This is a genomic window from Pseudomonas sp. S30_BP2TU TE3576 (assembly GCF_050436025.1).
Classification (GTDB): domain Bacteria; phylum Pseudomonadota; class Gammaproteobacteria; order Pseudomonadales; family Pseudomonadaceae; genus Aquipseudomonas.
On sequence record NZ_JBNDLK010000001.1, the window covers coordinates 923,031 to 935,119 of the forward strand.

At 60.2% G+C, this 12,089-nt stretch carries 10 protein-coding genes; all 10 read left to right on the forward strand.

All coding sequences use genetic code 11. The features are described 5' to 3' along the window. Positions 1-356: 356 nt before the first annotated feature. The 10 genes from aceA to nuoJ all read left to right on the forward strand — a co-directional run bounded on the left by aceA (position 357) and on the right by nuoJ (position 12,087). Positions 357-1,682, forward strand: coding sequence for an isocitrate lyase (gene aceA, locus ABIA48_RS04155; RefSeq protein WP_007970439.1), 1,326 nt, complete (start codon positions 357-359; stop codon positions 1,680-1,682). Between the two features lie 669 nt (positions 1,683-2,351). Then, complete coding sequence (locus tag ABIA48_RS04160; protein WP_003223812.1) at positions 2,352-2,765, forward strand: NADH-quinone oxidoreductase subunit A; 414 nt, start codon at positions 2,352-2,354, stop codon at positions 2,763-2,765. A 10-nt stretch (positions 2,766-2,775) separates the two neighbouring features. Continuing rightward, the gene (locus ABIA48_RS04165) at positions 2,776-3,450 is read left to right on the forward strand and encodes a NuoB/complex I 20 kDa subunit family protein (RefSeq protein ID WP_007970441.1); all 675 of its coding nucleotides are present in this window, start codon (positions 2,776-2,778) and stop codon (positions 3,448-3,450) included. 73 nt (positions 3,451-3,523) lie between these two features. Next, positions 3,524-5,308 carry an NADH-quinone oxidoreductase subunit C/D gene (gene nuoC / locus ABIA48_RS04170; protein WP_007981273.1) on the forward strand — a complete coding sequence of 595 codons (1,785 nt, stop codon included), beginning with the start codon at positions 3,524-3,526 and terminating at the stop codon, positions 5,306-5,308. A gap of 2 nt (positions 5,309-5,310) precedes the next feature. Further along, positions 5,311-5,808: an NADH-quinone oxidoreductase subunit NuoE gene (gene nuoE / locus ABIA48_RS04175; RefSeq protein ID WP_008053447.1), complete on the forward strand. Its 498-nt coding sequence runs from the start codon at positions 5,311-5,313 to the stop codon at positions 5,806-5,808. Next, on the forward strand, positions 5,805-7,160 hold the full coding sequence (gene nuoF, locus ABIA48_RS04180) for an NADH-quinone oxidoreductase subunit NuoF (protein WP_429487171.1): 1,356 nt from the start codon (positions 5,805-5,807) through the stop codon (positions 7,158-7,160). Before nuoE ends, nuoF begins: the two co-directional genes overlap by 4 nt. Positions 7,161-7,297: 137 nt before the next feature. Further along, positions 7,298-10,012: an NADH-quinone oxidoreductase subunit NuoG gene (gene nuoG / locus ABIA48_RS04185; RefSeq protein WP_429487172.1), complete on the forward strand. Its 2,715-nt coding sequence runs from the start codon at positions 7,298-7,300 to the stop codon at positions 10,010-10,012. Further along, a complete protein-coding gene (gene nuoH / locus ABIA48_RS04190) occupies positions 10,009-11,016 on the forward strand; it encodes an NADH-quinone oxidoreductase subunit NuoH (protein ID WP_108230673.1) in 1,008 nt (335 codons plus the stop codon). Before nuoG ends, nuoH begins: the two co-directional genes overlap by 4 nt. Positions 11,017-11,028: 12 nt before the next feature. Further along, a complete protein-coding gene (gene nuoI, locus ABIA48_RS04195; protein ID WP_277529987.1) occupies positions 11,029-11,574 on the forward strand; it encodes an NADH-quinone oxidoreductase subunit NuoI in 546 nt (181 codons plus the stop codon). 9 nt (positions 11,575-11,583) lie between these two features. Next, on the forward strand, positions 11,584-12,087 hold the full coding sequence (gene nuoJ, locus ABIA48_RS04200; protein ID WP_429487173.1) for an NADH-quinone oxidoreductase subunit J: 504 nt from the start codon (positions 11,584-11,586) through the stop codon (positions 12,085-12,087). Positions 12,088-12,089: the final 2 nt, after the last annotated feature.

Below are 12,089 nucleotides of genomic sequence, written 5' to 3' on the forward strand. Positions count from 1 at the left end.
AGGGGCCCTGGCAAGGGCCTTCGAGGCGATGTTCGCAACCTACCCCCGCGAACCGCTTCGTGTCTGTACCGCCCACAAGGTGTGTTTGACGAGGTTGTCGACTGGAACGAAGTTGTCCCGAGGGACGGAAGCGTAATTAGGTAACCCGGCACCACACTGATGTTCGTACCAAGGCCCACGACGCCCGAATGCGCCCGCAGTTCGCCTTTACCTGCTCACTTCCCCTCGAGCCCATCGTTCTTCCCGTCGCCCTCCCCGCCGAATCCGACTTGACCGCTTAAGCTTCTGGTCAGCGAGCGCAGGAATTTTCCACCGCAGAACAACTTTTCATAAAGACGCGACGAGGTTTATCTCCCATGGCACTGACACGCGAACAGCAAATTGCAGCCCTCGAAAAAGACTGGGCTGAAAACCCGCGCTGGAAAGGCGTGACACGCACTTACTCCGCTGCTGACGTCGTCCGCCTGCGTGGCTCGGTTCAACCTGAGCACACTTTTGCAAAAATGGGCGCCGAGAAGCTGTGGAACCTGGTCACCCAGGGTGCCAAGCCGGCCTTCCGTCCTGAGAAAGATTTCGTCAACTGCATGGGCGCCCTGACCGGCGGCCAGGCCGTACAACAAGTCAAAGCCGGTATCCAGGCGATCTACCTGTCGGGCTGGCAAGTGGCTGCGGACAACAACTCCGCCGAATCGATGTACCCGGACCAGTCGCTGTACCCGGTGGACTCGGTTCCGACCGTGGTCAAGCGCATCAACAACTCGTTCCGTCGTGCCGACCAGATCCAGTGGAAAGCCGGCAAGAACCCGGGCGACGCTGGCTACATCGACTACTTCGCGCCAATCGTAGCTGACGCCGAAGCCGGTTTCGGCGGCGTACTGAACGCTTACGAGCTGATGAAGAGCATGATCGAAGCAGGCGCCGCCGGCGTTCACTTCGAAGACCAGCTGGCTTCCGTGAAAAAATGCGGCCACATGGGCGGCAAGGTACTGGTTCCGACCCAGGAAGCCGTACAGAAGCTGACTGCTGCCCGTCTGGCTGCTGACGTTGCCGGTACCCCGACCATCATCCTGGCCCGTACCGACGCGAACGCCGCTGACCTGCTGACGTCCGACTGCGACCCGTACGACCAGCCATTCGTGACTGGCGAACGTACCCAGGAAGGCTTCTACAAAGTGCGCGCCGGTCTTGACCAGGCGATCGCTCGTGGCCTGGCCTACGCGCCGTACGCCGACCTGATCTGGTGCGAAACCGCCAAGCCGGACCTGGACGAGGCTCGTCGCTTCGCTGAAGCGATCAAGAAGGAATACCCGGACCAACTGCTGTCGTACAACTGCTCGCCTTCCTTCAACTGGAAGAAAAACCTGGACGACGCGACCATCGCCAAATTCCAGCGCGAACTGTCCGCCATGGGTTACAAGCACCAGTTCATCACCCTGGCCGGCATTCACAACATGTGGCACAGCATGTTCAACCTGGCGCACGACTACGCCCGCAACGACATGACTGCCTACGTGAAGCTGCAAGAGCAGGAGTTCGCTGACGCCGCCAAGGGTTACACCTTCGTGGCTCACCAGCAGGAAGTGGGCACCGGCTACTTCGACGACATGACCACCGTGATTCAGGGTGGCTCGTCTTCGGTGACCGCGCTGACCGGTTCGACTGAAGAAGAACAGTTCCACTGATCTGCTTCGCCTGAGAGATCAGCCGCTGCAGACCCGATAGAAAGCTAACCGCAGCGCTGCACATCTGACGCCCCGACTGGTTCGGGGCGTTTTTTTTGCCTGCGATTTCTTGATCGCCCCCTGTAGCAGCTGCCGAAGGCTGCGTTCGGCTGCGCAGCAGTCGTAAAACCCAAGCAACACGGTGAGCGGCCTGGCGAGGACTGCGTCCTCGAACGCAGCCTTCGGCAGCTGCTACAGGGATCGCGTGCATGCCAGGTTCTGCGCGAAAATCATTGATCCAGAGCCGTTTCCCGATCAGGAAAAAAGGCTAAAACGCCCCCGCTCACTACTTGCAGTAACGCGCATATAAGCCAACTTTCCAGCCACTCATCCGTTAAACAGTTTAAAAAACGACTCAAATAATATTGATTATCATTTATCGGCAACTATGTTCGTTACATTCCCTACAAAACATAATTGACGAAATGCCGGCTAATGCCCACGGGCCAAGGGCCACAGGGCTTTTTTGGTTCGCTATGTCCTTATCCCTGTAAATAATTTCGCTACAGGAATTTTACTTGCCGGGTGTTTAGCCATAAAATCAGCGGGATTGATTGCTGCGACATATCGTCACTGCTTTTGTTTCTTTTCAAGCTCAGAGACCTTTGCTCTCTGTTAAGGATTACCAGCATGCCCGAAGCGACAGGACTCATGGCCCACAACTGGGGCTTTGCCATTTTCCTTCTAGGCGTCGTCGGCCTCTGCGCCTTCATGCTCGGTGTCTCCAGCCTACTCGGGTCAAAAGCCTGGGGCCGCAGCAAAAACGAACCGTTCGAGTCCGGCATGCTACCTACAGGTGGCGCCCGCTTGCGGCTCTCAGCCAAATTCTATCTGGTCGCGATGCTTTTCGTGATCTTCGATATCGAAGCCCTCTTTCTCTTTGCATGGTCTGTGTCCGTCCGCGAAAGCGGCTGGACCGGATTCGTCGAAGCTCTCGTTTTCATAGCAATTCTGTTGGCAGGCCTTGTCTACCTATTCCGAGTGGGCGCCCTTGACTGGGCTCCGGAAGCTCGGCGCAAGCGGCAAGCGAAGCTGAAACAATGAGGCTTTGGCAATGCAATACAATCTCACCAGGATCGACCCCGATGCTCCTAACGAGCAGTATCCGATTGGCCAGCGGGAAACCGTTTCCGATCCGTTAGAAGATCAAGTCCACAAAAACATTTTCATGGGCAAGCTCGAAGACGTGCTCAACGGCACGATCAACTGGGGGCGCAAGAACTCCCTGTGGCCGTATAACTTCGGTCTTTCGTGCTGCTACGTGGAAATGACCACCGCCTTCACGGCGCCCCACGACATCGCGCGCTTTGGCGCCGAGGTTATCCGGGCATCGCCGCGCCAGGCGGATTTCATGGTTATCGCCGGTACCTGCTTCATCAAGATGGCGCCGATCATTCAGCGTCTCTACGAGCAAATGCTTGAGCCTAAATGGGTCATCTCCATGGGTTCGTGCGCCAACTCCGGTGGCATGTACGACATCTACTCTGTCGTTCAAGGGGTGGACAAGTTCCTGCCCGTGGACGTCTACGTGCCTGGCTGCCCGCCCCGCCCTGAAGCTTTCCTGCAAGGCTTGATGCTGTTGCAGGAGTCGATTGGCCAGGAGCGTCGCCCACTTTCCTGGGTCGTTGGCGATCAAGGCGTGTATCGCGCCGAGATGCCTTCCGAGAAGGAAAAGCGCCGCGAACAGCGTATTCAGGTAACCAACCTGCGCAGCCCCGACGAAGTCTGATCCAGATCTGCTTCTTTCCATAGAACGAGAACCTGGCTTCATTCTTTACGTTGACCGAAAGCGATAAATAACCATGACTACAGGCAGTGCTCTGTACATCCCGCCTTACAAGGCAGACGACCAGGATGTGGTCGTCGAACTGAACAACCGTTTTGGCCCGGAGGCGTTCACCGCCCAGCCTACCCGCACCGGCATGCCGGTGCTTTGGGTTGCCCGTGCCAAACTCGTCGAAGTCCTGACATTCCTGCGTAACCTGCCCAAGCCGTACGTCATGCTCTATGACCTGCACGGTGTGGACGAGCGTCTGCGCACCAAGCGTCAAGGTCTGCCGAACGGCGTCGACTTCTCCGTGTTCTATCACTTGATGTCGATCGAACGTAATAGTGACGTAATGATCAAGGTCGCCTTGTCCGAGAGCGACCTCAGCCTGCCGACCGTCACCAGTATCTGGCCGAATGCCAACTGGTACGAGCGTGAAGTCTGGGACATGTTCGGCATCGACTTCAAAGGCCACCCGCACCTGTCGCGCATCATGATGCCGCCGACCTGGGAAGGTCACCCGCTGCGCAAGGACTTCCCGGCCCGCGCCACTGAATTCGACCCGTTCACCCTGAACCTGGCCAAGCAACAGCTCGAAGAAGAGTCTGCGCGCTTCAAGCCGGAAGACTGGGGCATGAAGCGTTCCGGCCCGAACGAGGACTACATGTTCCTCAACCTCGGCCCGAACCACCCGTCCGCGCACGGTGCGTTCCGCATCATCCTGCAGCTGGACGGCGAAGAGATCGTCGACTGCGTACCGGACGTCGGTTACCACCACCGTGGTGCCGAGAAGATGGCCGAGCGTCAGTCGTGGCACAGTTTCATCCCGTACACCGACCGTATCGACTACCTCGGCGGCGTGATGAACAACCTGCCGTACGTGCTCTCGGTCGAGAAGCTGGCCGGCATCAAGGTGCCCGAGAAGGTCGACGTCATCCGCATCATGATGGCCGAGTTCTTCCGGATCACCAGCCACCTGCTGTTCCTGGGTACCTACATCCAGGACGTCGGCGCCATGACCCCGGTGTTCTTCACCTTCACCGATCGCCAGCGCGCGTACACGGTGATCGAAGCCATTACCGGTTTCCGTCTGCACCCGGCCTGGTACCGCATCGGTGGCGTCGCCCACGACCTGCCGCGCGGCTGGGAAAAACTGGTCAAGGACTTCGTCGAGTGGATGCCCAAGCGTCTGGACGAATACCAGAAAGCCGCACTGGACAACAGCATCCTGCGTGGCCGGACCATCGGCGTCGCCGACTACAACACCAAAGAGGCCCTGGAATGGGGTGTCACCGGTGCCGGCCTGCGTTCGACCGGTTGCGATTTCGACCTGCGTAAAGCGCGCCCGTACTCGGGCTACGAGAACTTCGAATTCGAAGTGCCGCTGGCCGCCAATGGCGATGCCTACGACCGCTGCATTGTGCGTGTCGAAGAGATGCGCCAGAGCATCAGGATCATCGACCAGTGCCTGCGCAACATGCCGGAAGGCCCGTACAAGGCGGATCACCCGCTGACCACGCCGCCGCCGAAAGAGCGCACCCTGCAGCACATCGAAACCTTGATCACGCACTTCCTGCAAGTTTCGTGGGGCCCGGTCATGCCGGCCAACGAATCCTTCCAGATGATCGAAGCGACCAAGGGCATCAACAGTTATTACCTGACGAGCGATGGCGGCACCATGAGCTACCGCACCCGGATTCGTACCCCAAGCTTCCCGCACCTGCAGCAGATCCCTTCGGTGATCAAAGGCAGCATGGTCGCGGACTTGATTGCGTACCTGGGTAGTATCGATTTCGTTATGGCCGACGTGGACCGCTAAGCATGAACAGCACGCTTATCCAGACAGACCGTTTCACCTTGAGTGAAACCGAGCGCTCGGCCATCGAGCACGAGTTGCATCACTACGAAGACCCGCGCGCGGCGTCGATCGAAGCCCTGAAGATCGTCCAGAAGGAACGTGGCTGGGTGCCGGACGGCGCCCTGTACGCCATCGGCGAGATCCTCGGCATCCCGGCCAGCGACGTTGAAGGCGTGGCGACGTTCTATAGCCAGATCTTCCGTCAGCCGGTCGGCCGTCACATCATTCGTGTCTGCGACAGCATGGTCTGCTACATCGGCGGCCACGAGTCCGTGGTCAGCGAAATCCAGAGCAAACTGGGCATCGGCCTGGGCCAGACCACTACCGACGGTCGTTTCACCCTGTTGCCGGTCTGCTGCCTCGGCAACTGCGACAAGGCGCCGGCGTTGATGATCGACGACGACACTTTCGGTGATGTGCAGCCTGCCGGCGTTGCCAAATTGCTCGAGGGCTACGTATGACCCTGACTTCTTTCGGTCCAGCCAACCGCATCAAGCGTTCGGCCGAGACTCACCCGCTCACCTGGCGTCTGCGTGACGACGGCGAAGCCGTCTGGCTCGACGAATACCAGGCCAAGAACGGTTACGCCGCTGCGCGCAAGGCCTTCGCCGACATGGCCCAGGACGACATCGTCCAGACCGTGAAAGATTCCGGCCTCAAGGGTCGCGGCGGTGCAGGCTTCCCCACCGGCGTGAAGTGGGGCCTGATGCCCAAGGACGAATCCATCAACATCCGCTACCTGCTGTGCAACGCGGATGAAATGGAGCCGAACACCTGGAAAGACCGCATGCTGATGGAGCAACTGCCCCATCTGCTGATCGAAGGCATGCTGATCAGTGCCCGCGCACTGAAAACCTACCGCGGCTACATCTTCCTGCGCGGCGAGTACACCACCGCTGCCAGGCACCTCAACCGTGCCGTGGAAGAAGCCAAGGCAGCGGGCCTGTTGGGCAAGAACATCCTGGGCAGCGGTTTCGATTTCGAGCTGTTCGTCCACACCGGTGCCGGGCGTTATATCTGCGGTGAAGAAACCGCACTGATCAACTCCCTCGAAGGCCGCCGCGCCAACCCGCGCTCCAAACCGCCCTTCCCGGCCGCCGTTGGCGTGTGGGGCAAGCCGACTTGCGTGAACAACGTTGAAACCCTGTGCAACGTGCCGGCGATCATTGCCGACGGCGTGGACTGGTACAAATCGTTGGCTCGCGAAGGCAGCGAAGACATGGGCACCAAGCTCATGGGCTTCTCCGGCAAGGTCAAGAACCCGGGCCTGTGGGAACTGCCGTTCGGCGTCACCGGTCGCGAGCTGTTCGAAGACTACGCCGGTGGCATGCGCGACGGTTACAAGCTCAAGGCCTGGCAACCTGGCGGCGCCGGTACCGGCTTCCTGTTGCCGGAACACCTGGACGCACAAATGTACGCCGGCGGCATCGCCAAAGTGGGTACCCGTATGGGTACCGGCCTGGCCATGGCGGTAGACGACAGCGTCAACATGGTGTCCCTGCTGCGAAACATGGAGCAGTTCTTCGCCCGCGAATCCTGTGGCTTCTGCACCCCGTGCCGCGATGGCTTGCCATGGAGCGTCAAGCTCTTGATGGCCATCGAGAACGGCGAAGGCCAGCCAGGCGACATCGAGACCCTGCTGGGTCTGGTCGGTTTCCTCGGCCCAGGCAAGACCTTCTGTGCTCACGCACCGGGTGCGGTGGAGCCGTTGGGCAGCGCAATCAAATACTTCCGCCATGAGTTCGAAGCCGGTATCGCGCCTGTCAGCGCCACCGTCCCGCCTCTGGCAAGGCCGATCCTGGTCGGCGCGTAAACGCTTAAAAAAGGCGAAGGGTCCGTGCCCTTCGCTTTTCGTGTGATGACGCCTTTAACGGCTGTGTTGATTCACGCGGATAACAAGATTCCATTAGCCACGCCCGCTGACACCGGGCCAACGAAGAACTTTGAACCATGGCCACTATCCACGTAGACGGCAAAGAGCTCGAAGTCGATGGGGCAGACAACCTGTTACAGGCATGTCTGTCGCTAGGCCTCGATATTCCTTATTTCTGCTGGCACCCTGCCCTTGGCAGCGTTGGCGCTTGCCGCCAGTGCGCGGTCAAGCAGTACACCGACGAAAACGACACCCGTGGTCGTATCGTGATGTCCTGCATGACCCCTGCCACCGACAACACCTGGATCTCCATCGAAGATGAAGAGTCCAAGGCCTTCCGCGCCAGTGTTGTCGAATGGCTAATGACCAACCACCCTCACGACTGCCCGGTCTGTGAAGAAGGCGGTCACTGCCACCTGCAAGACATGACGGTAATGACCGGCCACAACGAGCGCCGTTACCGCTTCACCAAGCGTACCCACCAGAACCAGCAATTGGGCCCGTTCATTTCCCACGAAATGAACCGCTGCATCGCTTGCTACCGCTGCGTGCGCTTCTACAAGGACTACGCCGGCGGCACCGACCTGGGTGTATACGGCGCACACGACAACGTGTACTTCGGTCGCGTTGAAGATGGCGTGCTGGAAAGCGAGTTCTCCGGCAACCTTACCGAGGTCTGCCCGACCGGTGTGTTCACCGACAAGACTCACTCCGAACGCTACAACCGCAAGTGGGACATGCAGTTCTCGCCGAGCATCTGCCATGGCTGCTCCAGCGGTTGCAACATCTCCCCGGGCGAGCGTTACGGCGAACTGCGCCGCATCGAAAACCGTTTCAACGGTTCGGTGAACCAGTACTTCCTGTGCGACCGTGGCCGTTTCGGCTATGGCTACGTCAACCGCGAAGACCGTCCGCGTCAGCCACTGCTGGCGGGTGGCACCAAGCTGAGCCTCGACGAAGCGCTGGATAAAGCCGCGGACCTGCTGCGCGGTCGCAACATCGTCGGTATCGGCTCGCCTCGCGCCAGCCTCGAAAGCAACTACGCGTTGCGCGAACTGGTCGGTGCCGAACACTTCTACTCGGGTATCGAAGCGTCCGAACTGGAACGCATCCGCCTGGTCCTGCAAGTGCTCAAAGACAGCCCGCTGCCAGTGCCGAACATGCGCGACATCGAAGACCACGACGCCGTGTTCGTCCTCGGTGAAGACCTGACCCAGACGGCTGCGCGCATGGCCCTGTCCCTGCGTCAATCGGTCAAGGGCAAGGCCGAAGACATGGCCGATGCCATGCGCGTTCAGCCTTGGCTCGACGCCGCGGTGAAGAACATCGGCCAGCATGCGCTGAACCCGCTGTTCATCGCCAGCCTGGCTGAAACCAAGCTCGACGACATCGCCGAAGAATGCGTTCACGCAGCTCCCGATGACCTGGCCCGCATCGGTTTCGCCGTGGCTCACGCCCTCGACGCCAGCGCTCCAGCCGTTGAAGGTCTGGACGCGGAAGCCCTCGAGCTGGCCAAGCGCATTGCCGACGCCCTGCTCGCAGCCAAGCGTCCGCTGATCATCGCCGGTACTTCTCTGGGCTCCAAAGCCCTGATCGAAGCGGCCGCGAACATCGCCAAGGCCCTGAAGCTGCGCGAGAAGAACGGTTCCATCAGCCTGATCGTGCCAGAGGCCAACAGCCTCGGCCTGGCCATGCTCGGTGGCGAATCGATCGACGCCGCGCTGCAAGCCGTGATCGACGGTAAGGCTGACGCCATTGTCGTGCTGGAAAACGATCTGTACACCCGTACCGACAAAGCCAAGGTTGATGCCGCGCTGACCGCCGCGAAAGTGCTGATCGTGGCGGACCATCAGAAGACCGCCACCAGCGATCGCGCGCACCTGGTCCTGCCAGCCGCCAGCTTCGCTGAAGGCGACGGTACCCTGGTCAGCCAGGAAGGTCGCGCCCAGCGCTTCTTCCAGGTTTTCGATCCGAAGTATCTGGACGCGAGCATCCTGGTTCACGAAGGCTGGCGCTGGCTGCATGCCCTGCGCGCCACCCTGCTGGGCCAGCCGATCGACTGGACCCAACTGGACCACGCCACCGCCGCTGTCGCTTCCAGCACTCCGATTCTGAACCGCATTGTCGACGCCGCACCGTCCGCCGCGTTCCGCATCAAGGGCATGAAACTGGCCCGTGAACCGCTGCGCTATTCCGGTCGTACCGCCATGCGCGCCGACATCAGCGTGCACGAACCGCGCACCCCGCAGGACAAGGACACCGCGTTCGCCTTCTCCATGGAAGGTTACTCGGGTTCGGCCGAACCGCGTCAGCAAGTGCCGTTCGCCTGGTCTCCGGGCTGGAACTCGCCGCAAGCCTGGAACAAGTTCCAGGATGAAGTCGGTGGTCACATTCGCGCTGGCGACCCGGGCACTCGCCTGATCGAAACCAGCGGTGACTCGCTGAACTGGTTCGCCAGCGTTCCGCGTGCGTTCAACCCGGCCCAGGGCACCTGGCAGGTCGTGCCGTTCTTCCACCTGTTCGGCAGCGAAGAGAACTCTTCGAAAGCCGCTCCGGTTCAGGAACGCATTCCGGCTGCTTATGTTGCTCTGGCCAAGTCCGAAGCCGACCGCCTGGGTGTCAATGACGGCGCCATGCTGAGCCTGAACGTGGCCGGCCAGACCCTGCGTCTGCCGCTGCGCATCAATGAAGAGTTGGGCGCCGGACTGGTGGCACTGCCTGCGGGCATCGCCGGCATTCCGCCAGCGATCTTTGGCAAATCCGTTGACGGTCTGCAGGAGGCAGCGCAATGACCTTGTTCACTCCTGAAGTGATCGACATCATCATCGCGGTCCTCAAGGCCGTGGTGATCCTGCTCGCCGTGGTGGTCTGCGGCGCCCTGCTGAGCTGGGTCGAGCGTCGCTTGCTCGCCCTCTGGCAGGACCGTTACGGTCCGAACCGCGTCGGCCCGTTCGGCGCGTTCCAGATCGCGGCCGACATGATCAAGATGTTCTTCAAGGAAGACTGGACGCCGCCATTCGCCGACAAAGTGATCTTCACTTTGGCGCCGGTCGTGGCCATGAGCGCCTTGCTGATTGCCTTCGCAATCATCCCGATCACCCCGACCTGGGGTGTCGCGGACATCAACATCGGCATCCTGTTCTTCTTCGCCATGGCCGGTCTGTCGGTCTACGCGGTGCTGTTCGCCGGTTGGTCGAGCAACAACAAGTTCGCCCTGCTGGGCAGCTTGCGGGCCTCGGCGCAAACCGTGTCGTACGAAGTGTTCATGGGCCTGTCGCTGATGGGCATCGTGATTCAGGCCGGCTCGTTCAACATGCGCGACATCGTTGAATACCAGGCGCAGAATCTGTGGTTCGTCATTCCGCAGATCTTCGGTTTCCTGACCTTCTTCATCGCTGGCGTCGCCGTGACTCACCGTCACCCGTTCGACCAGCCGGAAGCGGAACAGGAACTGGCCGACGGTTACCACATTGAATACGCCGGCATGAAATGGGGCATGTTCTTCGTCGGCGAGTACATCGGTATCGTGCTGATCTCGGCGCTGCTGGTGACCTTGTTCTTCGGTGGCTGGCACGGTCCGTTCGGCATTCTGCCGCAGATCCCGTTCATCTGGTTCGCGCTTAAAACCGCGTTCTTCATCATGTTCTTCATCCTGCTGCGCGCCTCGATTCCGCGCCCACGGTATGACCAAGTGATGGATTTCAGCTGGAAGTTCTGCCTGCCGCTGACCCTCGTCAACATGCTGGTGACCGCTGCGATCGTGTTGCTCAACACGCCCGCCGTCGCGGCTCAGTGAGGATAGAGAATCATGAAGTACATTTTTGACATCGTGCATGGCTTCTACACCCAGCTTCGCAGCCTGGTGATGATTTTCGGCCATGCCTTCCGCAAGCGCGACACGCTGCAATATCCGGAAGAGGCGGTGTACCTGCCGCCACGCTTCCGTGGCCGGATCGTGCTGACCCGCGACCCCGACGGCGAAGAGCGTTGCGTAGCGTGCAACCTGTGCGCCGTGGCGTGCCCGGTCGGCTGCATCTCGCTGCAGAAAGCTGAAACCGAAGACGGTCGCTGGTACCCGGACTTCTTCCGCATCAACTTCTCGCGCTGCATCTTTTGCGGCCTCTGCGAGGAAGCCTGCCCGACCACCGCGATCCAGCTGACGCCGGATTTCGAAATGGCCGAGTTCAAACGTCAGGACCTGGTTTACGAGAAAGAAGATCTGCTGATCTCCGGCCCCGGCAAAAACCCTGATTACAACTTCTATCGTGTTGCAGGTATGGCGATTGCCGGTAAGCCCAAAGGCTCCGCGCAGAATGAAGCCGAACCGATCAACGTGAAGAGCTTGCTGCCTTAAGGAAGAAAGATGGAATTCGCTTTCTATTTCGCATCGGGTATCGCTGTGGTGTCCACGCTCCGCGTGATCACCAACACCAACCCTGTGCACGCCCTGCTCTACCTGATCATTTCGCTGATCGCCGTGGCGATGACGTTCTTCGCCCTCGGCGCACCGTTTGCCGGTGTCCTGGAAGTGATCGCCTACGCTGGCGCCATCATGGTGCTGTTCGTGTTCGTGGTGATGATGCTGAACCTTGGCCCGGCCTCGGTTCAGCAAGAGCGCGTCTGGCTCAAGCCCGGTATCTGGGGCGGCCCGGTCCTCCTCGCCGCGCTGCTGCTGGCAGAACTGCTGTATGTGCTGTTCTCCCACCATAGCGGCCAGGCCGTCGGCCACACCACCGTAGACGCCAAGGCCGTGGGCATCAGCCTGTTCGGTCCTTACCTGCTGGTGGTCGAACTCGCCTCGATGCTGCTGCTCGCCGCAGCCGTCACGGCGTTCCATCTGGGCCGTAACGAAGCCAAGGAGCAATGACG